Genomic DNA, 25,254 nt, shown 5'->3' with positions numbered 1-25,254 from the left:
TCACTCTGCATGCGGGGCCGGATCGCCCTGGGGCGATCCGGCCGGGGGCGGCGACTCTGCTGGTGAGGTCGGTTCCGCCTCGGGCTCCGGAGGAGTCGGGATCTCGATCGTCAGGTCGTCCACCTTGGCCGGCTCTCTCCGCGACTTCTTCGGCGGTGGCGGCGGCGGGCGCCGCTTCCGCGGCGGCGTCGTCGCGGAGGCCCTGGCCGACGGCTGCGCGGACGTGGCCGTGGCCGTTTCCACGGCCTTCGCCGTGACGGTCGGCTGGGGCGCGGGCTCCTGCGGCGGTGCGGGCTCTGCCGTGACGGCGGGCGGCGGCGGGGCCTCGCTCTCGGCCGCCGGCGTGGTCTGCGGCAGGCGCTGCGAGCGGACCACCTGCCACGCGGCGACGCCGGCCAGGGCCACCAGCGCGAGGGCTGCCAAGCGGGCGCGTCGGCGCCGACGTGAGCCGGGGTCGAACTCCGGAAGCACGCTCTCGCGCGCCTCGTGCGCCACCCCGCTCACGCTGGACCCCTTCATCCATTGGTCCGGCGACTGGCCGGAGGGCAACGGGCGAGCCCGAGGAGCGAGCGGCGGATCGAGTGGGGGCGGCTCGCGCAGCGAGGCGGGGGGCGCGGCAGCCGTGACCGCCCCGGCGACCGCCCGCCTGACGTTGTCGCGGAGCTTCTCCGACGACGGGTCCTGGCTCGGCGGCACCTCGCGCTCGGGGGCGATCGCGTGCGGATCGGCCTCTTGTGGCGAGAGCGCGCGTGGCGTCGGCGAGGAGAGCGGCGGCTCGGCCGTGGCGCCTGGCGCGACGGGTACGCCGCTCTGGGGCGCAGCCATCGCGGGCTCGGCAGGCACGTTGGCCGCGGGCTCGGCCGGCGCCTGGGCCGCGGTCTCGGTCGGCACGTTGGCCGCGGGCTCGGCCGTCGCCTGGGCCGCGGGCTCGGCCGGCGCCTGGGCTGAGGGCTCGGCCGGCGCCTGGGCTGCGGCCGGCGTTGCGTCTGCGCGCGGAGCGCGCGCCGCGGATGCGGCCGGCGCCGTCCAGGGCTCGTCCACGTCGGTATCGATCACGTCCTCTTCGAACTCGTCGATGTCGACGTCGACGAGCGAGGACGCGCTGTCGGCGGCCTTCCGGAACGTGTCGCTGGGCGCCAGCGCCGGTCCAGGCGCGCCTGGCGGGGCGTCGACGTCGTCTGTCGTCGCGGACGATACGCTGCTCGGCTGCGCGGAGACCGGCGTCCCGGTGACGACCGGTGTCCCCGCAGCGACCGGCGTCCCGGTGGCGACCAGCGTTTCGGCAGCGACCGGCGGCTTCTGCGATGCGCCTTCGCTGTGCTGCGGCGGCGCCGGAGGTCGATCGCCGGGCCGAGCCGAGAGCGGCGGCCGCTGGCTCAGCGGCGGCCTTTCGCCGAGCTCGGACGAGCCCGGTGATGGCTCGCCGATCTGCGCCAGCGACGGCGTCTGAGGCCGCGCCGTGGGCCGAGGCGGCGCCGGAGGTCGCTCGGTGGCCCGCGGCGGTGCGAGAGGCCGCTCGCCGAGCCGAGACGACAGCGGCGAGCGCTCGCTGAGCGGCGGCCGCTCGGTGAGCCGCGGCGGCGTCTGCGGCCGCTCGCCTGGCACCGCGGGGATCCTCGCGCTCGGCCTGGCCGACGACGGAGCGGCCGCCATGTCCGCCGGCGGCTCGCCCGATCCTCGCTCGGGCGATCGCGTCGAGGCGGCGCCCGTGGGGTCGGCCACCCGGGGGAGCGGCGGCGCCTTCGGGATCACCGAGCCTGTCGCCGGCCGCGGCGGGGCCGCCGGCGGGCGCGTCGGCGAGGCCCGGGGCGGCAGCGGCGGCGGCTGCGGCGATCGGATGCTGCTCGGGGCCTCGGTCGACAGGTCGGCGACGCGGGCGAGCGACTCCGCGAGATCGCGCGCGCTGCTGAAGCGCCGCGACGGGTCGCGGTCGCAGGCGCGCGCGAACCACCCGTCGAAGCTCGGCGGCAGCTCCGGGTTCGCCCTCGACGGGACCGGGATCTCGCCGAGCGAGATCTTGATCAGCAGGTCGCCGACCCCCTCGCTGTCGAACGGGAGCTCGCCCGTCACGCACTGGTAAGCGATCACGCCGAGCGCCCAGAGATCCGCGCGGTAGTCGACCTCCCGGAGCCCCTTCACCTGCTCCGGGCTCATGTAGTGCGGCGTGCCCATGAGCGTGCCGACGCTGGTGCGCTGGGCGACCCGCTTCCCCTGCCCCTTCACCTTGGCGATGCCGAAGTCGAGGATCTTGACGATCTCGTCGTCCTCGTTCGCGCAGAGGAAAAAATTCTCCGGCTTGAGGTCGCGGTGAACGATGCCGGCCCCGTGCGCGCGGGTGAGCGCGCGCGCGACCTGCGTCACGATCTTCGACGTCTCCTGGAGCGAGAGGCGGTGCCGGCGCGCGAGCCGATCGAAGAGGTCCTCGCCCTCGAGCAGCTCCATCACGATGAACGGCTGCTCCCCGTCGATGCCGTGATCGATGATCTGCACGACGTGCGCGCTGCGCAGCTGCGCGGCGGCCGTCGCCTCGCGGCGGAACCGCTCGCGCGCGTCCTCCTGCTTCGCGAGCTCCAGATCGATGAGCTTGACCGCGACATGGGTGCCGAGCGCCAGGTGCTCTGCGACCCACACCGCGGCTTGCGCGCCCTGCCCCACGGGTCGGATGAGGCGGTAGCGCTCGCTCAGCACCTGACCAGCTGCGATAGACACGGCGGCAAAAGCCTACGTCGAGGACAACATCCGTGTCGAGTTCATGCGTACCACCTCAGATGCCCTGCGGAACGGTTTCCTTCATCAGCTCGCGCCATTCGTCGTGGGTGAGCTCTGGATAAATGTAGTCGCCCTCGAAATTTGTATGGTGCAGGAGCAGCCGGGCGACATCGACGATGGCCCGCGCGACGTCGTCGCCCTGCGCAACGCCCGCCAGGGCGTCGGTCGCTTCACGCACGGCGGCGTGCTGCTTCAGCGCCACCTGGACCTCCTCGGCGAGCCCGCGCGCCTGGAAATGCGGGAACAGGGCGGTCTCTTCGTAGCGCATGTGTCGCTCCATCGGTCCACGCAGGAACGCGAGCAGGCTCGCGCGCTCGGCGCTCGCCTCGTCCGTGGAGCGCTGCGCCAGCTCGATCAGCTTCTTCGCCGTGTCGCGAGCGAGCTCTTCCTCCTGGAAGAGCTCGCTCACCATCCGGTCCAGTTCCATGAGGTGCGGGCCGTCGTAGTCCAGATCCCGTGGAGGGTCGAGCGGAGCGCGGCGCGATCCCGCGGTGGAGCAGGTCGGCTCCGTCGTGCGCGTCAGTCATGCGCGCGGGCGCGGACGATCGCGGCGAGCCGGCCGACGACGCCGTTCGCGACCATGGCGAGCACCTGCTTCTCCAGCGCCTGTCGCTCGCTCGGCCTGCCGCCGAACGAGATGCGCGAGCGGGCGGTGGGGCCGCCGACGACGCGGCCGACGACGGTGCAGCTCACGCGGTGGACGTCGCCCCGCGTGGCCGAGGTGAACTCGACGACACGCGCGCTCAGCACGACCGATTTCGCCGTGCCGAAGTCCGCCTTCTTCGCGGCGCTGGAGAGCATGCCGCGCAGCGCTCGAGCCCGCTGGGCCTGGCCCTCGCCCGCGGGTACGTCGACGCTCTTCCATTCGACCTTGGTGTCGCGGGCGAAGGTCGATGCTGGCGAGGCCGTGAGCGTGGTCAGGGCCATCACCGCCGAGAGCAGCCATCGTGAAGCGCGGCGCATGCGCGCACGGTAGGGGGCCGCGGGCTCGCCGGCCAAGTTCGCGCACGGCGCGCGGGTGCGGCGCGCGCGGCGCGGCTGCACCCGCGCGTGATCGCCGCGCTCGCGCCGCGATCGGGCCCGCGCTATGCCGTGGCCGGGAAGCGAGGTTCGATGGAGCGCAGCTCGCCGGGGGGAGATCGACGGGATCGACGAGGACGAGATCGACGCGCGCGCGCCCGCGCGCTCCGCGGGGGCGGGTGGCTCGCCGCGCTGCTCGCGATCGCCGCGCCCGGGGCGGGCAACGCACAGTCGCCGCGTCCGGGAGGCACGACGGCGGGCAGCGCGCCGGCGCCGCGAGCCGGGGGCGCGAAGGCGGGGGCGGACGCTCCCGCGGCGGGCAGCGCGCCGGCGCCGCGAGCCGGGAGCGCGAAGGCGGGCGCGAGCGCGCCCGCGGCGGGCAGCGCGCCTGCGTCCGAGAAGCGCGCGCCCATCGTGCTGGCGCTGCGGTGGACCGCCGCGACGCCCGACGAGATGCTCGGCGCGGCGCTGGTCCGGGCGCGGCGGGGCGGCGACGACGCGTTCGCCGGGCTCGTGATCGCGGCGGCGCTCGCGGACCGCGCCGCGCAGGGCCGCGCCCGGGAAGGCCTCGCGCAGATCGGGGCGTCCTCCTCGCCGCTCGCCGATGAGGCGCGCTGGCTCGCCGCCTCGCTCGCCCCGGAGCCGCCGGCGGCGACGTGGCCGGGCGCGCGCGCCGTCTCGTACGACGCGCCCCCGGACCCGTCCGGGCTCGTCAAGGCGTTCGCCGTCCTCGGCCCGTTCCAGGACAACTCGGGCGGCGGGCTCGCGCTCCGCGAGGGGCCCGAGGGCGAAGGCCAGCGCTTCTCGGACATGAGCGCCCGCTACGCCTGGGGGGTGTACGACGTCGCGTGGCGCAGGGTGCTGCCCGCCGCGTCGACGGCGCGCGGCGTGCCGCTCGATCTTTACATCCATCCGCGCACCGAGACCTGCACGTACCTCGCCTCGCGCGTGACCGTCCCGGCCGCGCTCGATCGCAAGCCGATGCTCGCCCACGTCGCCGCGACCGGCGCCGTGCGGCTCCTGTGGGACGGCGCCGACGTCGCCGCGAGCGAGGCGGCGCACGAGCGCCTCGTGCTCGACCGCATCGCCGCGCGCATCGAGGCGCCCGCCGGCGATCACCTGCTCGCCCTCAAGGTGTGCACCGGGGCCATCGCCGACGAGGGGCGCGTCCGCGTGCGCTTCACCGACGAGGACCGCCGGCCCGTGGCGCTCGCGACCTCGTCGGACCTCACGCCGCTCAAGCTGCCGCCGGCCCCGCCCCCGGGCGCGCGCCCCGCGACCGCCGTCGCGACGGCGCTCGACAGGGCGCTCGACGCGGGCGCGTCGCAGTCGCTCGATCAGACCCTCACGGCCGTCGTGGCGCGCACGCTCGGGGGCGCCGACGACCAGCGGTCGCCCCGCGCGCCCGGGCTGCTCGACCGCGTGACGCGATCGCCCGGGATCTCCGCTGACGCGCTCGCGCTGGCGGGGTGGGTGTCGCCGTTCGGCGCGAACCGCAGCGGCTGGCTCGAGGCCGCGCGCGCCCGGGGCCTCGCCGAGAAGGACCGGGCCACCGCGGCGTTCGCGCAGCGCCGGCTGGTCGCCGCCCACCTCGCCTCGGAGCGGGTCGACTGGGCCGCGGCCGCGCTGCGCGAGGAGCCGCTGCGCTCGGCGCGCGATCCAGAGGCGCGCGTCCTCAGGGCGCTCGTCAAGAAGAAGCTCGCGACGGCGGGGCTCACGCGGGCCGGGCTCGAGGAGCTGCTCGCGGTCGAGCGCGAGCAGAAGGACCGGACGCCGGTCGTCGTCTGGCAGGAGATCGCGGCCGCGGCCCGGCTGGACCCGGCGCTCGAGCTGCGGGCCGCGCGCCGGCTCGCCGAGATCGCGCCCGAGTCGCGGGGCGCGCCCTACGTGCTCGCGTTCGAGCCCGACGGCGGCGCCGCGCTCGAGGTGGCGGCCGCCGGGGCGCTCGCGCAGCAGACGTCGGCCGAGGACGTCATCCGGATCGGCCGCGCGCTCCACGACGCGGGCCGCGTCGCGTGGGCGCGCGAGGTGCTGTCGTACGCGACGCAGGTCGCGCCGAACCAGCCCGCCGCGTTCCAGGCGCTCGCCGCGGTCCGGGAGGGCGGCGGGGGCGCGCGGCCGACGGCCGCCGCGTCGCGCGTGGCCACGGCCGCGCTCGCGCGGGCGCGCGACCTCACGCCCGGCGATCCGTACCTCAAGGCCGAGCTCGCGCTCCGCCTCGGCGAGGGCTCGGCCGGCGCGCCGGGCCGGCAGCGCATGCGCGACGAGCAGCACCTCGTCGCGCCCGGCGTCTTCATCTCGCGCGCACGGCATACCCCGGCGAAGAAGGGGGAGGTGGCCGACCGGCAGCTCCACTGGGTGCGCGTCGTGACGTACCACCCGGACAAGCGCGTCTCGCAGCTCATGCACTACGCGCGCGAGATCGTCATCGAGCCGCGCACCGATCAGGATCTCTACGAGCGCGACATCCCCGCCGAGGGGGAGGACACGGAGCTCCTGCTCGCGCGGGTCCACCGCAAGGACGGCACGGTGGCGCAGCCGGACGAGCAGGGCGCGGGCGGGCAGAAGCCGTTCGTGCGCTGGCCCGAGCTCAAGGCGGGGGACGTGGTGGAGGTCGCGGTGCGCTCGTGGACCCGGGGCCCCGTCGGCCGCCGGGGCGACGCGCCGTTCTATTTCATCGACTACGTCGGCTCGACCGACACGCGGCCGATCCTCTACAACGAGGTCGTCGTCGACTCGCCGGCGAGCGACCCCCTGGCGATCGACGTACTGAACGGCAAGGCCGAGCGGGTGCTCAGGTCCGAGAAGGACGGCCGCCAGGTGACGCGGTACATCTGGGACGACCCGCCCGAGGTGCCCGAGGAGCCGCTCGCCCCACACCTCGCGGAGGTGCTGCCGGTCGTCGTGGGCTCGACGTTCCACGGCTGGCACGACTTCCGGGAGTGGTACCGGGGCGCGGTCGCCGGCTTCATGGAGCCCGACGATCAGGTCCGCCGGCTCGCCGCGGAGCTCACCAAGGGCAAGGCCACGCGCGAGGCGAAGCTGCGGGCGCTCTTCGACTTCGTGGCGGACGACATCCGGTACGTGAACTTCGTGTCGGGCGAGTGGTGGCTGCCGAACCGCCCCCAGGAGCTCCTGGCGCGGCGCCAGGGCGACTGCGACGACAAGGCGATGCTGCTCATCACGCTGCTCAAGTCGATCGGCATCGAGGCGACGGAGGTGCTGGTGCAGACGCGCTACACGGGCCAGCCCTCGCTGCTCCGGAGCGAGGTGGCGGCGATCCCGGTGTTCGATCACGGCATCGCGTACCTCCCGGGCGCGGGCGGCGCGCCGGGCCTGTGGCTCGACGCGACGAGCCCGCAGAGCCGCCTGGGGCCGCTGCCGGCGATGGACGCGCGCACGCTGGCGCTGTTCGTCGACGAGGGGCCGCCGAAGATCGTGGAGACGCCGGCGAGCTCGCCCGCCGATCACGGCGTCGACGCCGCGTGGACGATCGCGCTGCTCCCCTCCGGCGCGGGCGAGCTCGCGGCGAAGGAGCGGCACATCGGCGACGCGGCGTTCGAGCTCCGGTCGAACCTGGCGGAGGCCGACGCGCGCGCGCAGTGGGTCGAGCAGTACCTCGCGTACGGCTGGTTCCCGACGGTCGACGTGAAGCCCAAGGTGGCGTTCCAGGCCGATCTCCCGCACGGGGCGGCGACGCTCGAGTACGAGGCGCGCTCCGAGGGGCTCGCCCGCCGCGAGGGCGCGGAGCTCTCCGTGCCGCTCTCGGGCGCGTCCACGATGACGTCGCAGCTCGCGCCGCTCGTGAAGCGCACGCTGCCGGTGGTCCTGCCGCCGAGCTTCGCGCCGCGGCACCACAACCGGACGATCACGATCACCGCCCCCCCCGGGTACGCGTTCGCCGAGCTCCCGCCGGGCGGCGACGAGAACGGCGGCGCGTTCGGGCGGGCGACGATCTCCTTCGCGAAGGTGCCCGGCAAGAACGCCGTGGTGGTGAAGGAGCGCGTGATCCTCGATCAGTCGACCATCCCGGTGGCGCAGTACGCCGCCTGGCGCGGCTGGCTGCAGCGGGTCGACGGGCTCCTGCACCGGATGGTGCGGCTCGCGCCGGTCGCGCCTGCGAGCAAGCAGGCGCGCAGCGCGCTGGGCACCGAGGCGGGCGGCTCCGGTGCGTCGCCGCAGGCGCGCGGCGCGAGCCGCTGACGAGCGGCTTCGCCCCTCGCGCTGGCGGCGCGCCAGGCTCTTGCTCGTCCGCTCGCGGCGGCGATCGGCGATCCCGCGCGCCGCGTCCACCCGCCGGCCACGCGCGCCGCCTCGGTTGGTACCGTTCTGGCTAGCCGCGCCCTGGCGTACGCACGCACAACCCCGAACGCGCTGCCCAGGGGAGGGACTCGCCATGTCGCTCGAAGAGTATCGACGCCCGCGAATGATCGTTCTTAGCCCGCGCTCGACCGCTTATGACGCCGTGAGGGCGATGATGGACAACCACGTCGGCGCGGTCCTGGTCCACGACGGCCAGCGCCTCGCCGGCATCGTGACCGACCGCGATATCGCGCTGGAGATCGTGGCAGGCGACCTCGACGCGCGCAGCACGATGCTGCGCGACATCATGTCCGACGAGATCGCGACGCTCGAGCTCGACGCGTCGATCGACGACGCCGTGCGCACCATGCGCGATCATGCGTGTCGGCGCGTGCCGGTGACCGAGCAAGGGCGGCCCGTCGGCCTCGTGACCCTCGACGATCTGCTCGCCGATGGAGTCATCGACGCGGAGGCCGCCGGCTCCGTCGTGAAGGCGCAGCTCGAGGTGGCCGCCCGGTTCAAGCCGGAAGGCGCGCTGCACCCCGAGGGGACCGCGCGCCCGGAGCGCTCGCACGGCCGCGTGCGCGCCCTCACCCGGCGCAAGGCGCGCGCTGACAGCGCCTATGGCCGGCTGATCCACGCCGTCGAGCGCCACAGCGGCCTCCAGCAGCGCGACCGCGCGGAGCTCGCGCTGCAGATCGTCCTCGGCTGCCTCTGCCGCAGGGTGACGCCCCAGGAGGCGCGGCACCTCGTCGCGCAGCTGCCCTCGAAGCTCCACCCGTCGCTCGAGCCGTTCCTCGACGGGCCGGACAAGCGCATCACGACGGCGACCATCGAGGCCGACGTCGCGCGCGAGCTGCGCATGGACCGCGAGGCCGCCGGCTTCGTGCTGCAGGCGATCTGCGAGGCCGTCGCGGACAGCGTGTCCGCGGGGGAGATCGAGGGGTTCCGCGGTCAGCTCCCGCTCGACATGAAGGACCTGTTCCCGCCGACCCCGCTTCGCCGGGCCATCTGAGCCGGGATCGGCCCGGCGCGACGAGGCCGCGCCGCGCGCGCCGCGCGCCGTCTACGCTTGCGGCCAGACCACGCCGCGGGCGCGCAGATCGGCGATGGTGTCCGCGAGGGTCTCGAGCGGGTCGCGCGGCGTCCAGCCGAGCTCGCGCCGGGCCTTCGTCGCGTCGAGGTACCAGAAGTGCTGGCCCATCTCGGCCGACACCGGATCGACCGGCAGATCGAACGGCAGCCGCTTCCGCGCCTGCTCGATGAGGTGCGCGCCCGCCTTCGCGAGCGTGATGCTCCGCGGCAGCCGCAGGGCGGGGGCCGGGACGCCCGAGATGCGCGCGAGGCGGCGGAAGAAGACCTCCAGGCTCATGTTGGCGGCGCCGAGCAGGTAGCGCTCGCCCGGGCGGCCCTTGCCCATCGCCAGCGCCATGCCTTGGGCCGCGTCGCGGGCGTCGACGAAGGAGAGGCCGCCCGCGGGGGTGAAGGGGAGCCGGCGCTCGAGGAAGCTCACGATGTCCCCGGTCGAGGCGCCGTGGACGTCGCCCGGGCCGAGCAGGATGCTCGGGTTGACGGCGAGGACCTCGAAGCCGGGCCCGCTGCGATCGAACGCCGCGCGCTCGGCGTACAGCTTCGAGCGGTAGTAGGGCCAGCCGGCGATGAGGTCGATCGGCGTCGCCGCCGTCTCGTCGCGGACGTCGCCCGGGTCCTTGCTGACCGCGACGACGCCGCTCGTGCTCGCGATCACCGCGCGCTTCACCCCGGCGTCGCGGCAGGCGTCGAGGGTGATCTTGGTCCCCTCGACGTGCGTCCGGTAGAGCGCCTCGGCGTCCTCGCGGCGCCGCGAGACGCGCCCGGCGCAGTGGAAGACCCCGTCGCAGCCCTCGGCGGCGCCGCGCACCGACGCCGCGTCGAGGATGTCTCCGCGGCGAAGCTCCACGCCCTGCGCGGCGAGCGCGGGCGCCTCTGCCCGGCAGAGCGCCACCACGTCATGGCCACCCCCACGGAGCGCCGTGACGAGGTGCGATCCCAGGAAACCGGTCGCGCCGGTGACGAGATAGCGGCTCATGCGAGGTCGAAAACCTTCTGGAAGGTCTGCAGGAGGGAGATGTCGTTCGATTTCACGAGGCCCGTCATGAACTCCATCGGGCTCGGTGTGTAGGCCTCGCGGACGATCTTGGTGAATATCTCGGGCGTGGTCTTGAGGACACAGTCCGCTTGCTGGCTTGGCTTACCGATCCGCGCCTCGCAGCTGGCCGCGTCGATCCGCAGCGTCCACTTCGCCTCGTCCTCCGTGCCGAGCGTCACGTAGTAGGTGATCGGCTGGGTGACCCGCCCCGCCACGTATTTCGACTCGAGCTCGCGGAACAGGACCGTGAGCGGGTGCTCCTTGGTGGTGGTGGCGGCCTGATCGATGCTCTCGACCCGGCTCAGATCCAGGGCGCCGCCCTCCTTGAGCTTGATGACGGCGAGCTGCGTGAGCTCCGCGACCTTGCGGCAGGCCACCGCGTACTTCATCCCGGCGGTGAGCCGCCGGAGGTCGCCGATCGCGAGCGGCGGCCCGATGCGCGCGACGAGGTCGCGGCGGATCGGGACGGTGCGCCCCTTGGGGAGCGCCTCGAAGGTGCCGCCCAGGTAGAGGGGCAGGATGTCGACGTTGTGCGTGAGCGCGAGGTGCCCGATCGCCGGCTTGAACTCGAGGATGCCGCCGTCGGGGCTGCGCGTGCCCTCCGGGAAGAGGAGCACGGTCCGCCCGCGATCCAGGATGTCGCCGGTCTGGCGCAGCGCCGTGCGGAGGCCGCCCTTGCGGTCGAAGGGCGCGAGGTTCGTGAGGTTCTCGAAGTAGGCGCGCCGCCAGCGGTTGCCCTCGAAGAAGTAATCCTGGGCGGCCAGCGAGACGAGGCCGTCTCCGTAGCTGCCCAGCGCGAACTTCACGAGGCCCATGTCGAGGTGGCTCGCGTGGTTCGAGACGACGATCGTGTTGCGGTTGTGCGGGATGAACGCGCGCCCGTAGACCTTCGGGCTCATGACGTTCCCGTAGAAGCCGGACTGGACCTTGTTCATCCAGTGCTTGGCGAAGTCGGCCACCGGGCGGGGGATGTGGATCGGCTCGTCGCCCATGCCGTGCGCCTTCGGCTCTGCGGTCGCCGCGCCGGCGTCTTGCGCGACGGCCGCCGCGCCCGCGCCGGCCTCGGCGGCGAGGCGCGTGACGATCGCCTTCACCTCGGAGCGCTTCACCTGACCGGACGCGGTGCGGGGCAGGTCGGCGTCGTCGAGGTGGACGGCCATGGGGTGGCACGGCTTGGGCAGCGCCTGGATCGCCGTCCGGAGCGCGTCGAGCGCGCGCTCGTGCTGCGTGGCCCGCGCGAGCGCCGCGTCGCCCTCGCCGCCCTTCGCGCCCGGCGCCGTGGGGACGGCGAGGCAGGCGACCTGCTCGCCGCCGCGGCCGTTGTCGATCCCGACGATGGCGAGCTCCTTGACGTGCTCGACCTTGCCGAGCATTCGCTCGATGTCGGCCGGGTACAGGTTCTCGCCCTTCGCCGCGCTGATGACCTCGCTCTGCCGGCCGACGAGGACGAGCCGCCCTTGCTTGTCGAGCTTGCCGAGATCGCCCGTGCGGAGCCACCCGTCCGCGTCGAGGGCCGCCTGGGTCGCCTCCGGGTCGTCGGCGTAGCCCTTCATGACGTTGGGGCCGCGCGCGAGCACCTCGCCGACGCCGTTCGCGTCCGGGTTCGCGATCTTGATCTTCACCCCGGGGATCGGCTTGCCGACGTTCCCCGGGCTCGCCGCCGGCGAGGGCTTGGTGACGGTCAGGAGCGGCGCCGCCTCGGTCAGGCCGTAGCCCTCGGCGAGCGGCAGGCCGAGCCCCTTGAACACGGCGGCCGTGTCCCTGGGGAGCGCCGCGCCGCCCGAGATGAGGAAGCGGACGTTGCCGCCGAGCGCGTCGTGGATGCTGCCGAAGAAGAGGCGCCCCGCGTTCAGGCCCAGGCGCTTGCCGAGCATGCGGTTCAGCTCCATGGCCCAGCTGAACGCGGTGGCCGCGGCGGGCCCCTGCTCCTTCACCCTGGCGACGATCTGGCGCTCCAGCATCTGCCAGAGCGCGGGCACGCCGACCATCGCCGTGACGCGCGCCTTCTTCAGCCCGTCGCTCACCCGATCGGCCGAGACCTCGTCGAGGTAGATGATCCGCGCGCCCTGCGACAGCGGCAGGAGCAGGCCGCAGGTGACCTCGAAGGTCTGGTGGAGCGGCAGCACGCTGAGCACGCGGTCGCTCGCCTTGAGCGGGAACAGCGGCGCCAGCGAGGCCAGGAGCGCCGTGAAGTTGCCGTGCGTGAGCAGCACGCCCTTCGGCTCCCCGGTCGTGCCGCTCGTGTAGACGACGCTCGCGACGTCCTGGCTGCCCACGCGCACGTCCGGGGCCGCGAGCCCGTCGCCGGACGCCGGGCCCAGGTCGGGCACCTGGCCCTCGGCGAACCCGACCATGTCGAAGGCGACCAGGTTCGGCAGCGCCGCGCGCACGTCGGCGCCGAGCTTCTGCTCCACGCCGCTGTCCCAGAGGACGACCTTCGCTGTCGACGAGCGGAGGACGTCCGCGAACGCCTTCGCGTCGAGCCCGGGATCGATCGGGACGGCGACAGCGCCTGCGCGGAGGATGCCGAAGTAGGCGACGGGCCACGCCGGCTGGTTCGCGCCGGAGAGCGCCACGCGATCGCCGCGGCGGACGCCGAGCGCGGCGAGGCGCGCGGCGGTCATGCAGGCCGCGTCGCGGAGCTCGCGGTAGCTCGTGCGCGAGAGCCCGTCCTGCTCGAACCGCTGCACCGAGAGCGCGTGATCGAAGCGCTCGGCGACCTCGTCGAGCAGGTCGACCAGGCTGTCGTAGGGCCGGAGCGGCTTGATCTCCCGGCGGAGCATCTCCTCCATGAGCGGGAAGGCCCACTTCTCCAGGCCGGGGAGGTGGACGTTCCAGATGTAGTCGCGCCAGTCGATCTTCTCGGGCGCCCAGACGAAGCGCGCCCGCTCCTCGGGGGGCATGCGGGCCATCGCCGCGCGCGTGTTGGCGCAGGAGTAGATCCAGTCGCCCTCCGCGACGAACGGCATGAAGACCTCGAGGAGCGTGGCCGTCTTCTGCTCGGTCCTGGCGGCGTTCTCGAGCGCGGCCGCCGCCGGCTTGAGGAGGGCCGCGGCGGGGCCGACGCTCGCCGTCTTGAGCAGGCCGCCGAGGCCGCGGAGGGCGCCCTCGATGGCCCGCGCGCCGTGCGCGCCGTACTGCTGCCGGGTCAGCCCGCGCGGCTCGAAGCGGGACGACACGACGTCGAAGAGCGAGGTCTTCTTCCCCTCGAACACCTGCCGCCGCTTGTAGAGCCCGGCGAGCTCCAGGTAGCGCGTCACCCGGCAGCCGTTCGTGTCTGTCGATCCGTACTGGTACACCGCGGGCGCGCGGCCCTCGATGAGCTCGCAGAGCGAGGCGATCATGCCGCTCGCGGTCATGTCGACCGGGATGAGGTCGAGCCGCACGTCGTGGTCGCCCGGGAACTGCACCTGCCCCTTCGAGGCGAGGTAGAGGTACGGCGCCGAGGTGTTGATCCCCTCGTTCCAGCCGGTGAACGGGAACTCGACGGCGGTCTCGACGACGGCGGGGCGGACGATGGTGAAGGGCAGCCCGGAGCTCGCGAGGACCTGCTCGCCGATGCTCTTCGTGTAGGTGTAGATGTTGGTCCACCCCCAGAAGAGCGCGCGCTCCTTGCCGGCCTCGATGAGCCGGTCCTTGATGAACTTGCGCTTCACCCTGGCGAGCTCGTTCTCGAGCGCGCTGCCCCGGCACGGCTCGCTGCGCGCGGCCAGGTTGGCCTTGGCCTCGTCGAGGAAGGCGCTCTGCCGGAAGGCGTCCTCGCACCGCTGGCGCGCCTGCTGCACGAGGTCGAGGCACTCGCTGATCTCGCGCTGCGGATCCCAGTGCGACCGATCGAGGGTCCGCTTCGGGCAGGCGGCGCCGAACCACGTCTCGCCCGCGGCGCGGGGGAAGGGGATCTCGGCCGGGTGGTTCTCCTCGATGAGCCCGGAGCGGTAGCCTGCGACGAAGCAGGTGCTCGTGTGCATCACCTTGGCCCCGAGGGTCCGCGCGAGCTCGACGAGGTTGCTGATGCCGAACGCGTTGACCTCGAGCGCCTCGTCGAGCGGCGGGTTGAAGTCGACGACGCCGGCCACGTTCACGACCGCGGCGATCGTGCCCGTGAGCTCCCCCACGCGGTCGCCCAGCCCGAGCAGCGGCAGGCCGACGTTGCCGTTCATGGGCGTGATCTTCTGCCGCAGGTACTCCTCGAAGGCGGGCCCGGGGTACTGCTCGCGGATCGGGTCGAAGACCGGCGAGGTCACGATCTGCGACCAGAAGCGCTCCTCCGGCGACTGGTTCTCCTTGGCCCGGACGAGCAGGTAGATGTGGGCGATCTCCGGGAACCTCGCGAGCAGCATGGCCAGCCAGACCTTGCCGAGGAAGCCGGTCCCTCCGACCACCACGAGCCGCTTGCCCGAGAGCACGTGCGACGGCACCAGCGGCGGGGCCGCCGCGGTTTCCTCGCCCTTGGCCCCACCCGGCGACCCCGGCACTGCCTCTCCGGCGCCGGCCCCGTTCGTAACACCCATATGGCTCATCGAGACTCCAGGAAGGCCGCTCAATTCGCGCCTGGGCAGGAACGCGTCAAGGGTGAGGTGCCGCGAACCGGGGTTCGCGCCCTTCCGGCATGCGGTTTGCTCGATTTGCTCGCGGAATCGGCGTCGTCGCAGGGGACGGACGAGGCGGCCCGGGCGTTGCCTTCATACGTGAGAGCGCGTGAGAGCGCGCGAGGGCGCGCGGTGGCGCGCGGATGACGGGGGCCGTGGCAGATCGGGTGGGCTCGGGGCAATGCCTTGCCGGCGGCGGGGAAGCGCCCCAAGCAGTGCGGCCCATGATCTTCGGCGCGCACGAGTCCGTGGCTGGCGGCCTTCACCGCGCGATCGCGCTGGCGGGGGAGGACCGCTGCGAGGCGGTGCAGATCTTCACCAAGGTCTCGGGCCAGTGGCGGGAGCCGGCGCTGAGCGCGGAGCAGATCGCCGCGTTTCGCGCCGCGCGCGCGGCCTGGGCCGGCGCGGGCCGGACGCTCGCCCACGCGAGCTACCTCATCAACCTGTGCGCCGACGACGCCGCGATCCTCGAGCGCTCGCGGGAAGCGCTGTTCCAGGAGCTCGCGCGGTGCGACGCGCTCGGGATCGACTTCGTGGTGTTCCATCCGGGCGCGCCCCGCAGCCTCGGCGAGGAGGTCGGCCTCGACCGCATCGGCGAGAGCCTGTCGATCGTGCTCTCTCGCGGGAAGGGGCTCCGCGCGCAGCTGTGCATCGAGAACACGGCCGGGCAGGGGTCGACCCTCGGCCACCGCGTCGATCAGGTCGCCGCGATGATCGAGCGCGCCGGGCCGGAGGGGTCGCGGCTCGGGGTCTGCATCGACACGCAGCACGCCTTCGCGGCGGGGCACGACCTCCGGAGCGAGGCCGGCTACGAGCGGTTCTGGAGCGATTTCGGCCGGCTACTCGGGCTGGATCGGCTGCGGTGCATGCACGTGAACGACTCGAAGGCGGGGCTCGGCCAGCGGGTCGATCGGCACGAGCGCGTCGGCGACGGGGAGATGGGGCTCGCGCCGTTCTGGCGCCTCGCGAACGACGCGCGGCTCGCGCGCGTGCCGGCGGTGATCGAGCTGCCGCCGCTCGCGAAGGAGCGGCGCGGCTACATGGAGGAGATCGCGCGGCTGCGCGCCCTCGAGGGCGCGGCGGAGCCGGTCACCCTGCCCGGTGCGGCACCCGGACGCCCTTCTCCTCCGCCACGCGGCACGCCGTCTCGTAGCCCGCGTCGGCGTGTCGGATGATCCCCATCCCCGGATCGATGGTGAGCACCCGCTCGAGCCTCTGCCGAGCGGCCTCGGTGCCGTCGGCGACGATCACCATCCCGGCGTGCAGCGAGTTGCCGATCCCGACGCCGCCGCCGTGGTGGAAGCTCACCCACGACGCGCCGCCCGCCGTGTTCGCGAGCGCGTTGAGGATCGCCCAGTCGGCGATCGCGTCGGAGCCGTCCTTCATCGCCTCCGTCTCCCGGAACGGCGACGCGACCGACCCGCAGTCGAGGTGGTCGCGCCCGATCACGATCGGCGCCTTCACCCGGCCGGCCCGGACGAGCTCGTTGAAGGCGAGCCCGACCTTCGCGCGATCGCCATAGCCGAGCCAGCAGATCCGCGACGGGAGCCCCTGGAACGCGATCTTCTGCTCCGCGAGCTCGATCCAGCGGCGGAGATCGGCGTCGCCCGGGACCGCCTCGAGCACCGCGCGGTCGGTGGCGAGGATGTCCTCGGGATCGCCCGAGAGCGCGACCCACCGGAACGGGCCCTTGCCCTGGCAGAACAGCTCCCGCACGTACGCCGGCACGAAGCCGGGGATCGCGAACGCGTCCTCGGCGCCCGCCTCCATCGCGCAGGTGCGGATGTTGTTGCCGTAGTCGAAGACCTCGGCGCCGCGCCGCTGCATCGCGAGCATCGCCTCGACCTCCCTCCGCATCCCCGCCTTCGCGCGCGCGACGTACACCCCGGGATCGCGGGCGCGGAGCTCGGCCGCCTGCTCGAGCGTGAGCCCCGGCGGGACGTAGCCGACGAGCGGATCGTGCGCCGCGGTCTGCTCGGTGACGAGGTCGGGCGTGACGCCGCGGCGCACGAGCTCCGGGTAGACGTCGGCGGCGTTGCCGCAGAGGGCGATCGAGCGCGGCGCCCCGCGCTGGACGCTCTCGAGGACGGCGTCGAGGGCGCGGTCGAGATCGTCGATGCGCTCGTCGACGTAGCGGGTGCGGAGCCGCTTCTCGATGCGCGCCGGGTCGATCTCGACGCCGAGGCAGGCCATGCCCGCCATGGTCGCGGCGAGCGGCTGCGCGCCGCCCATGCCGCCGAGCCCCGCGGTGAGCACCCAGCGCCCGCCGCCCGGGGCGCGCGCCGCGTGCGCCTTCCGCGCGGCGACGAACGTCTCGAAGGTGCCCTGAACGATCCCCTGTGAGCCGATGTAGATCCAGGAGCCCGCGGTCATCTGCCCGTACATCGTCAGGCCGAGCGCCTCGAGCCGGCGGAACTCGTCCCACGTCGCCCACCGGCCCACGAGGTTCGAGTTGGCGAGCAGCACGCGGGGAGCGTCCGGGTGCGTGCGGAAGCGGCCCACCGCCTTGCCCGACTGCACGAGGAGCGTCTCGTCGTCCGCGAGCTCCCGGAGCTCGCGGACGATCACGTCGAACGCCTCCCACGATCGCGCCGCCTTCCCGGTGCCGCCGTAGACCACGAGATCGTCGGGGCGCTCCGCGACCTCCGGATCGAGGTTGTTGTGGAGCATCCGGAGCGCGGCCTCCTGGATCCACCCCTTGCAGCTCCGCTCGCTTCCCCGCGGCGCGCGCACCACCCGGGCCCCCTGCTCTCCGGTCGTCATGCTGTCGTGTACTCCACCCGGTCCTGATCGACCAGAAGGCGCGGCGTCCGCCGCGCCGCGCGGCGAGGCGAGGCGCACGCCGCCGCGCGACGCGAGCCTGCTCGACCCTCTCCGGGGCAGCCGGCTTCGTCCGAACCGGAGTATGCTTGCTCGGGGCGCGCGCAGCGCCCGTGTGTCCGGGAGAATCCATGATCTCGACGATCCGTTCGGCCCTCGCGCGTTGTCCGGTCCGGGCCCTCCAGCTCGCAGCCCTGGCGCTCACCCTCGCGACCACGGGGTGCGACAAGGTCGGGTGCTTCGAATGGACCGAGATCGAAGGGGCATGCCCCTCCCAGGAAGAGGCGCTCGCCTATTTCGGAAGCGACTCGTGCGGCGGCGAGGTCGAGTCGGTCGACAGCGAGCCCGAGTACGACGACGGTTACTGCTGCTACGACATCACCAAGCGCGACGAATACGGGGGCGCCTGCACCTCGCCCGGCGGGCGCATCTCGCCGCCGCCGCCCGCCCCGTCTCCGCCGAACTGAGCCGGCGCTCCGGACCCCCCCCGCGCCCGCGCATCGCGGGCCTCGCGTGTGGCGCCGCCTCCGCCCTGGTTCATCGAGCTAGAGCTCGTCCAGCGCGTTCCTGTCGAGCTCCTGGAGCGCCGCGAGATCCCGCGCCGCAAGCTCCTCCACGTCGCCGGGAGCCTCGCGCGGGTAGGCCAGCGTGAGCTCGCCGTCGTGGACGTAGAGGTGCTGGCTGTCGATGCACCCGTGCGCGCCTCCGGCCGCGTGGAGCGCCGCGATGGCCTCGCCGAGGCGCGCGCGCTGGGCCCTGGTCAGCGCGCGCGCCTCGTCGGCGAGCGCGCGGCCCTGGGGCAGCGCCACCCAGACCTCGCCGCTGGCGAGATCGACCCGGAGGACGGACGTCAAGGCCGCGTGGCCGGCGCGCGCGAAGGCCCGGGCCCGGGCGAGGGTCGCGTCGTCGAGCTGCAGCACGAGGACGTCGCGATCGATCCAGGCGTCGTGCCAGCGCCCCTCCGTGTCCCGGCCGTCGCCGACCTCCAGGGTCGCCGCGAGCCGCGCCGCCGTGGCGGGCGGCGCGTCGCTCGATCGGGGCCGGCCGCTCGCGCGCGACCGCCGCGGCCGCGGGCGCTCTGGCCAGGCCATCGCGGTGATCGCGCGCCGCGCCTCGAACGCGTCGCCCGGCCGCGCGGCGGGGTCCTCCGCGAGCAGCGCCGCCACGGCCGCGTCGTGGGCCGCCGTGAGGTCCGGATGGACCTCGCTCGGCGCGGGATCGAGCCGCCCGCGCACGGCGGGGGCGGGCGGCTCTCCGGTGAGCAGCTCGGCGAGCACCGCGCCGACGCCGTACAGATCGCTCGCCAGCGTCGCCGGCCGGCCCATGCGCTGCTCCGGCGACATGTACGCGAACGTCCCGATCGCGCCCGCCGTGGCGGTGGACGAGAGATCCCCGAGGTGCGCCGCGCCGAAATCCGCGAGGTGAGCCGTCCCGATCTCGTCGAAGAGCACGTTGCTCGGCTTCACGTCGCGGTGGAGGATGCCGAGGCGGTGCGCCTCGCCGAGCGCGGACAGGAGCGCGCCCGCGATCTCGACGGCGCGCGCGGGCGTGACCGGATCCCCCCGCAGCCGCTCGATCAAAGACCCGCCCGTCATCCAGGCGAGCACCATCGCCGGCCCTTCGGGGTGGTACGCGCGGAGCGCGACGACGTTCGGGTGCCGGAGCTGGGCGAGGGCGCGCGCCTCGCGCTCGAACCGGAGGAGCGCGTCGCGGCCCGCTCCGAACGCCGCGCCCGCGAAGATCTTCACGGCGACGCGCTCCGCCGTGATCCGGTCGCGCGCCTCCACCACGCGCGCGTGGGGCGTGGCCGTGACCTCGCGCAGGGTCTCGTAGCGCCCGAAGAGGAGCGGCCCGACGGGCGCGGGGCCCGCGGGAGGAGGTCCCGCGGCGGCGCTGCCGGGAGCGGCGCCTCGCGACGAGAGCGCCTCCTGGCCGGGCGGCTCGAGCCGGGCGAGCTCGTCGCGGACGGTCCGCGCGGCGTCCTCGAGCCCGAGCTCGCTCAGGCAGCGGCCGAGCAGCGGCAGCGCGCGGGCCCGCTCGGCGGCGGCGGGCGGCAGCTGCTGCAGCGCGCGCACGGCGGCCTCCGTGCGGCCGTGGCGCGCGAGCAGCTCACCCAGCGCGAGCCACGCCGCCGCGTCGCCCGGGCGGCGGCGGAGCGCGGCCTCGAGCACCCGCGCGCCGTCGGCGGGGCGGCCGGCGAGCTCGAAGCTCTCGGCGGCGCGGCACGCGTCGTGGGCCGCGGTGAACGCCTCCGCGGCCGCCGCGTGAGCGCCGAGCGCCGCGAACAGCGCGCCCGCGTGGCGCGAGAACCCGCGCGCCGCGAGGTCGGCGGCGACGCGCAGCGCGGCGTCCCGGGGCGACGTGGCGGCGATCCGCTCGAGCGCCTCGCGCGCGAGCGCCTCGTCGCCGCCGAGCGCGGCCATCAGCGCGGCGCGGGCCGGGTCCCCGGCTGCCAGCGCCTCCCGGGCCGCGCCGGCGAAGTCGCAGACGCGCTCGAGCAGCTCGGAGGCGCCCGCGTGATCTCCGGCCGCCGCGAGGAGCGCGGTGCCGCGATCGCGCTGCCCGATCGCGGCGAGCTCGGCCGCGCGACGTCGCAGATCCTCGTACGCCACGCCGATGTCGGTCGGAGCGCCGTCAGCGCGCGGCGATGCGCGCCCGGCCGTTCACGGAGAGGTCGAAGCGCACCTCGCCGAGGTCGATCCCCGAGGTGTTGAACGGCACCTGCCGCGTCCGGTGCACGGCGAGCGTCGCGTTCGCCGGCAGAGGCCCGAGCGTCGAGGGATCCAGCAAGGAGCCCGGGATCACGCCTCGCCCGGTGTCCTTGAACGCGCACCGCACGGTCGCGCCGTGAGCCGAGGTCACGTCGACGTAGATGATGTCCCGCGCCCGGCCGGCCTCGCCGCCCTCGTCCGCGCGCCACTGCACGACCGCGCCGACCCCTGCGTCGAGATCGACGCCGTCGGCCAGATCGGCGTCGCCGATGCGCACCTCCTCGGGACCCGCGGGGGCATCGGCCTCGAACGCGAACCGGTCGAGCTGCCCCGAGCCGGAGCTCTCGAACACGTACCGCGCCGGCGCAGGCAGATCGCTGGTGGCGTCGCGCGACGTGTAGAACACGCCGAAGACCAGGGCGCCCACGTCCGGGAACGCGCGGGCGGCGAGCGGCATCTCGGTGCTCTCGGTCTTCATCGTCACGTCGCCCGCGTCGAGGAGCTCGATCGGGCTGAGCGAGCTGAAGCTGCTCGCCTCGTCGTCGGCGGCGGGCGAGAGGACCATGCAGCTGCCGGCGGAGGGGAGGACGAACGGCTTCCCGACGGCCCCCTCGGCGAGCTCGGGATCCATCGCGGACGAGAGCCGCATGAACTTCGCCAGCACGTTCGTGACCGCCCCCGCCCCCTCGGCGCCCGCGCTCGGCTGCGCGGCCTCGTCGAGCTCACCGGGGGTGGCGGCCACGGCGGCGTCCCGGCTCAGGTTGATCGCGCGCTCGACGCGCACGACCCCCTGGGTGACCACCCCGTTGACCTCCGTCGCGTCGCCCGCGACAGGCGCCGAACAGCCGACGAGAGCTGCACCGGCGAGCAGGCATGAAGCGGCGAGGGCGCCGTGGGGACGCATAGATCCGAGTCTAAGACGGGTCCTCCGGCCGGGCAAGCGCCTGTGCTTGCCACCGAAAATGGCAGGGAATCCGGCCCATTACGTTTTGCCACGTTTTGCTACGTTTTGCTGCGCTTTGCCGCGGCTTGTCACGCCTTGTTACGTTTGGTCACGTCTGGGAACGCTCCGAACGTGGCGTTTGCCGACGTTGCAACGTCGTTGCGTTTGTTTCGACCGTGTCAGAAGGTGACCGTGAGGCCGCCGCCCGGGGCGACGGTGCCCTGATCGATGGCGACCGGCTTGCCGGCGATCTCGCCCTCGGCGTGGTGGTAGGTCGCGGTGGCCTCGACCGCGACGTGCACATGGCGGAAGCCCGCGCGGATGCCCAGCACGAACCCGAGCTGGAGATGCTGGCCCGACGCGTCGACGAGCGGTCCTCGGAGCGCCGCTCCGGCGGCGGGCAGCCGCACGTCGCCGCCGAGGAGCTCGAAGCCGAGCCGGGGACCGAACCAGAGCGCGTAGAGATCCGCGTCCGACCGGAAGCCGAGCAGGAGAGGGACGTCGAGCCCTGCGCCGTGGACGTCGATCCCTTCTGCGCTGGGGCCCGGCCCGCCCGCGAGCAACGCCGAGGCGCCGAGGCCGATCGACAGGGCCGCGTCGCCGAGCGGGAATGCGTGGCGCCCGTCGAGCCGGATGGCTCGCCCCGTGTACGTCAGCCCCGCTTCGTTCTCGCCCTCGATCCCGACGCGGGCGCTGGCCCAGGGCGCGACGCCGGGCGACACGGTGATCTCGGAGAGCTTTCGCCGCGCGGCGCCCTCCGCCGTCGCCGGGCCTGTGGCGCTCGCCCCTGCGTCCGCCGCTCCGGCGACGACCATGTCACCCGACAGGCCGCCGCCGAGGCGCACGGCGCCGGGACGGAGGACGTGGGCCGGGTGGAGCAGCGGACCGCTGCCATGGCAGCCCGCGCAGGCACCCGCGAGAACCACTGCGGCCCAGCGCCGGATCACGGTGTGACCCGGGCGCCGCATTGAACCGACGGTGCCGACGGAGGCATGGGAAGCGCGGCCGGAGAGGCGACGCGATGGTGCGCGAAGCGGCGCGCTACTTGCGGAAGCGCGAGGGGTAATCGTTGGCGGCGGCCCGCTTCTTCAGCTCCCCATCGTCGGGGTGCAGCCGGACGGCGCGCGCGATGAGGACTTCCTCGGTCTCCACGATCTGCGGGTTGGGCAGGCAGCACTCGACCGGGCATACGGCCTGGCACGCTTCGTGGTCATAGAAGCCGACGCATTCGGTGCAGAGCTCCGGATCGATCACGTAGATCTCGTCGCCCTCGCTGATGGCTTCGTTCGGGCATTCCGGCTCGCAGGCGCCGCAGTTGATGCAGTCTTCGGTGATGTAAGTCGCCATGGCCTTCGCTTCGTTCTCCGGGGTCACCCCGGTCCGCTCGTTTGTAGAGGCCTGACCGCAAGGTGTCAATTCGGGCGGAAGCCAGCGCCGGTTCCGGGACGGCGTCGTGGGCGTCGTGGGCCCACGCTTGCGCGCGGGCGCCCCTGCCGGTACTAAGCGGCCTCCTCGATGCTCCGCCTCACCGAGCCCGCCCTCCTGCTCGCCTTCCTTGGCGCATCCTCGCTGCTCGCCGGATGTGGCCCCCAGATCGGCGATCCGTGCACCTCGTCGCTCGATTGCGTGCAGGCAGAGCAGCAGCTCCTCTGCGATGGGACGCAGCCTGGCGGCTACTGCACGGTCTTCAACTGCGAGCCGGACAGCTGCTCCGGGAGCAGCGTCTGTGTCGCGTTCAACCCGGTGATCGATCCGGCGTGCAGCGAGCTCGAGAACGTCCGCTGGCCGCGCTTCGAGCGGACCTTCTGCATGGCCACCTGCGATGAGGACGATGACTGCCGCAGCGGCTACTCGTGCGTCGCGCTGGGCAACATCCAGGGTGCCGCAACGATAGCGCCGGGCGAACGCAACGCCGCGATCGTCGACGCCACGCCGGAAGGATCGAGGGCCTGCCTGCCGAACCCGCCGTCTGCGTCGAGCGAGCCGCCGGGCGACGCCGAGAGCGAGCCTGGGGTGTGCAGGGCCGCTCCTGAACAGCCGGGAGTTCCGGAGGAATGGCCCACGTACACGGCCTCGGGCGCGGGAGGCGGCGGTGGCGCGGGTGGCGAAGGCGGCGGCTCGGGTGGCGAAGGTGGCGGCTCGGGCGGCGCTGGCGGCGGTTCGGGTGGCGAAGGCGGCGGCGGCTCGGGCGGCGAAGGTGGCGGCTCGGGCGGCGAAGGTGGCGGCTCGGGCGGCGCTGGCGGCGCTGGCGGCTCCGGCGGCGGCTGAGCGCCGCTCGGTGCGGCCCGGCTTTGCGCATCGACCGTGCTAGCGTTGGCCGCGTGTTCGGACCGGCCCCCGCGAAAAGGACGCTCGAGGCTGCGCTGCGCGACGTCGCTTCGCAGAAGCCCGCCGTGCGCGCGGAGGCCGTGAACGACCTCGTCCCGTATGCCGCGACGGCACGGGAGCAGGTCGTGCGCGCGATCGAGGGCGCGCTCCGCGTCGATGAGCACGCGGCGGTCCGCGCGGCGGCGGCCATCGCCCTCGCCGACACGAAGGCCGTCGAGGCGCTCCCGGCCCTGCTCCTCGCCGTCGAGGACGTGGATCCCTACGTCCGGCAGATGGCGATCACGGCGCTCGGTGAGATCGGCGACATGCGGGCCACGGGCCGGCTCCGGCGCGCCCTCTCGGACGAGCGGCCCGAGGTGCGGTTCCAGGCGGTGATCGCGTTCCCGCGCGTCTGCGCCCAGCAGGCCGACGCGATCGAGGCCGTCATGCAGGCCACCCACGACGACGACCCGCTCGTCTGCCACATCGCGCTGCGGATGTTCGAGGAGCTGGGGGAATCCAGCGGCGAGCTGCCTCCGTCGGGCATGGCGCGGGCCCGCGCGCTGCTCGGCCACGCGTCCCCGCTCGTCCGGGCAGCGGCGGCGGTCGTCACCGCGCGCTTCGGCGATCCGGTGGGCCACCCCGTGCTCGCCGAGATCGTGGGAGGAAAGCTCCACGGGGTCGATCGCGAGGACGAGGCCGCGGCCATCGAGCTCTGCGGCGAGCTCGGCCTCGCCGCTTCCCGGAGCGCCCTGGAGCGGCGCGCGTTCGGGCTGAGGCTCGGCTTCGGCCGCGATCCGCTGCGCTGGCACGCGCGCGTCGCGCTCGCGCGGATGGGCCACGAGCGGGCCATCCGCGACATCCTCGGCGAGCTCGGCGCGTGGGACCGCCACAAGCGCACGCTCGCCGTCGCGGCCGCCGGTCGCGCCCGCCTCTCGGCCGCCCGCGCCGCGATCGCGGCGATGCGGGGAGACGAGCGGAAGGCCGATCAGGGGGCCGTCGAAGAGGCGCTCGCCGCCCTCGCTGCCGAGGTGGATGCATGAACGATGGAGCCCAGTTCAGCGAGGCGGACCTCGCCCCGAGCCCCGAAGAGCGCGCCGCGTCGCGCCGCTCCCTCATCGATCGCGTGGCCGCGAGCGTGGCCGCGCTCGCGGCGGGGGCCTGGGTCGGCGGTATCGTGGCGCTGGGCGCCTGCGCTGCCCCGTTCGTCTTCCGGCTCGCCCCGGCCCCCTTCTCCGGTGACGCGATGAGCGCGGCGTTCACGCGCTTCGATCAATTCGCGCTCGGCGCCGCGGTGATCCTCCTCGGCGCCGAGGTGGCGCGCACCTGGGCCGCGTACCGCCAGGGCGCCGGCCGCGCGGCGCGCGTGCGCCGGGTCGTCGCCATGGTGTTGGCCGGGTGCGCCGCGTACGTCGGCCTGGCGCTCACCCCACGCATCGCGGCGCTCCACCGCGAGGGCGTCCGGCGCGGCGAGGGGGAGCTCGGCATGGAGCTCGAGCGCGTCCATCGCCGCGCCGAGCTCGTGAGCAAGTCCGAGGTGTTCCTCGGCGCGAGCCTGGTCCTCTTGCACGTCTTCACGCTCGGCGCGCGCCGCCCCGAGCAGGACGACGACGATGAGGCGGCCGCCCCGCTGCCGCCCGGCCCGCGGTGAGGACGCCGGGGGCG

Annotated in this window: 17 protein-coding genes; 7 read left to right on the top strand and 10 right to left on the bottom strand. The window is 74.2% G+C overall.

Going from position 1 to position 25,254, the window contains the following annotated elements; all coding sequences use genetic code 11:
* From WME82_RS43065 to WME82_RS43055, 3 genes are all read right to left on the bottom strand, one after another.
* On the bottom strand, positions 1 to 2,709 hold the full coding sequence (locus tag WME82_RS43065; protein WP_438040040.1) for a protein kinase domain-containing protein: 2,709 nt from the start codon (positions 2,707 to 2,709) through the stop codon (positions 1 to 3).
* Between the two features lie 55 nt (positions 2,710 to 2,764).
* Positions 2,765 to 3,196, bottom strand: coding sequence for a hemerythrin domain-containing protein (locus tag WME82_RS43060; protein WP_438040039.1), 432 nt, complete (start codon positions 3,194 to 3,196; stop codon positions 2,765 to 2,767).
* A gap of 92 nt (positions 3,197 to 3,288) precedes the next feature.
* Complete coding sequence (locus tag WME82_RS43055; RefSeq protein WP_438040038.1) at positions 3,289 to 3,732, bottom strand: hypothetical protein; 444 nt, start codon at positions 3,730 to 3,732, stop codon at positions 3,289 to 3,291.
* A gap of 150 nt (positions 3,733 to 3,882) precedes the next feature.
* Between WME82_RS43055 and WME82_RS43050 the strand changes: the two genes are divergently transcribed.
* Positions 3,883 to 7,992 (top strand): transglutaminase domain-containing protein, encoded by a 4,110-nt coding sequence (locus WME82_RS43050; protein ID WP_438040037.1) that lies wholly within the window; start codon positions 3,883 to 3,885, stop codon positions 7,990 to 7,992.
* Between the two features lie 193 nt (positions 7,993 to 8,185).
* Positions 8,186 to 9,106: a DUF2267 domain-containing protein gene (locus WME82_RS43045; RefSeq protein WP_438040036.1), complete on the top strand. Its 921-nt coding sequence runs from the start codon at positions 8,186 to 8,188 to the stop codon at positions 9,104 to 9,106.
* Between the two features lie 51 nt (positions 9,107 to 9,157).
* Here WME82_RS43045 and WME82_RS43040 read toward each other — a convergent pair whose 3' ends face one another.
* Together WME82_RS43040 and WME82_RS43035 are read right to left on the bottom strand one after the other, a co-directional pair.
* Positions 9,158 to 10,159, bottom strand: a complete 1,002-nt coding sequence (locus WME82_RS43040; RefSeq protein WP_438040035.1) for an NAD-dependent epimerase/dehydratase family protein — start codon at positions 10,157 to 10,159, stop codon at positions 9,158 to 9,160.
* Entirely contained in the window at positions 10,156 to 14,730 is a 4,575-nt protein-coding gene (locus tag WME82_RS43035) for an AMP-binding protein (RefSeq protein ID WP_438040034.1), read from the bottom strand. The genes WME82_RS43040 and WME82_RS43035 overlap by 4 nt, the downstream gene beginning before the upstream one ends.
* A 302-nt stretch (positions 14,731 to 15,032) precedes the next feature.
* Here WME82_RS43035 and WME82_RS43030 point away from each other — a divergent pair, with 302 nt between their 5' ends.
* Positions 15,033 to 15,983, top strand: a complete 951-nt coding sequence (locus tag WME82_RS43030) for a deoxyribonuclease IV (RefSeq protein WP_438040033.1) — start codon at positions 15,033 to 15,035, stop codon at positions 15,981 to 15,983.
* Here WME82_RS43030 and hutU read toward each other — a convergent pair.
* On the bottom strand, positions 15,898 to 17,571 hold the full coding sequence (gene hutU / locus WME82_RS43025) for a urocanate hydratase (protein ID WP_437854262.1): 1,674 nt from the start codon (positions 17,569 to 17,571) through the stop codon (positions 15,898 to 15,900). The genes WME82_RS43030 and hutU overlap by 86 nt on opposite strands.
* 188 nt (positions 17,572 to 17,759) lie before the next feature.
* Between hutU and WME82_RS43020 the strand changes: the two genes are divergently transcribed.
* Entirely contained in the window at positions 17,760 to 18,095 is a 336-nt protein-coding gene (locus WME82_RS43020) for a hypothetical protein (protein ID WP_437742315.1), read from the top strand.
* Between the two features lie 78 nt (positions 18,096 to 18,173).
* Here WME82_RS43020 and WME82_RS43015 read toward each other — a convergent pair whose 3' ends face one another.
* The 4 genes from WME82_RS43015 to WME82_RS43000 form a co-directional block, all read right to left on the bottom strand.
* On the bottom strand, positions 18,174 to 20,240 hold the full coding sequence (locus WME82_RS43015; RefSeq protein ID WP_437854260.1) for a protein kinase domain-containing protein: 2,067 nt from the start codon (positions 20,238 to 20,240) through the stop codon (positions 18,174 to 18,176).
* 22 nt (positions 20,241 to 20,262) lie between these two features.
* Positions 20,263 to 21,243, bottom strand: coding sequence for a hypothetical protein (locus WME82_RS43010; RefSeq protein WP_438040032.1), 981 nt, complete (start codon positions 21,241 to 21,243; stop codon positions 20,263 to 20,265).
* A 218-nt stretch (positions 21,244 to 21,461) separates the two neighbouring features.
* The gene (locus WME82_RS43005) at positions 21,462 to 22,208 is read right to left on the bottom strand and encodes a hypothetical protein (protein ID WP_438040031.1); all 747 of its coding nucleotides are present in this window, start codon (positions 22,206 to 22,208) and stop codon (positions 21,462 to 21,464) included.
* 115 nt (positions 22,209 to 22,323) lie between these two features.
* The gene (locus tag WME82_RS43000; protein ID WP_012240614.1) at positions 22,324 to 22,629 is read right to left on the bottom strand and encodes a YfhL family 4Fe-4S dicluster ferredoxin; all 306 of its coding nucleotides are present in this window, start codon (positions 22,627 to 22,629) and stop codon (positions 22,324 to 22,326) included.
* A 168-nt stretch (positions 22,630 to 22,797) separates the two neighbouring features.
* Here WME82_RS43000 and WME82_RS42995 point away from each other — a divergent pair, with 168 nt between their 5' ends.
* From WME82_RS42995 to WME82_RS42985, 3 genes are all read left to right on the top strand, one after another.
* Entirely contained in the window at positions 22,798 to 23,550 is a 753-nt protein-coding gene (locus WME82_RS42995) for a hypothetical protein (RefSeq protein WP_438040030.1), read from the top strand.
* Positions 23,551 to 23,675: 125 nt separating this feature from the next.
* On the top strand, positions 23,676 to 24,632 hold the full coding sequence (locus WME82_RS42990) for a HEAT repeat domain-containing protein (protein WP_438040029.1): 957 nt from the start codon (positions 23,676 to 23,678) through the stop codon (positions 24,630 to 24,632).
* Positions 24,629 to 25,240: a DUF4149 domain-containing protein gene (locus WME82_RS42985; protein WP_438040028.1), complete on the top strand. Its 612-nt coding sequence runs from the start codon at positions 24,629 to 24,631 to the stop codon at positions 25,238 to 25,240. The genes WME82_RS42990 and WME82_RS42985 overlap by 4 nt, the downstream gene beginning before the upstream one ends.
* Positions 25,241 to 25,254 lie beyond the last annotated feature (14 nt).

Origin of the sequence: Sorangium sp. So ce128, assembly GCF_051525245.1 — a bacterium.
Lineage (GTDB): Bacteria > Myxococcota_A > Polyangia > Polyangiales > Polyangiaceae > Sorangium > Sorangium cellulosum_B.
The sequence above is the reverse complement of the archived record's forward strand: the minus strand, read 5'-3'. Positions and strand labels throughout refer to the sequence as shown.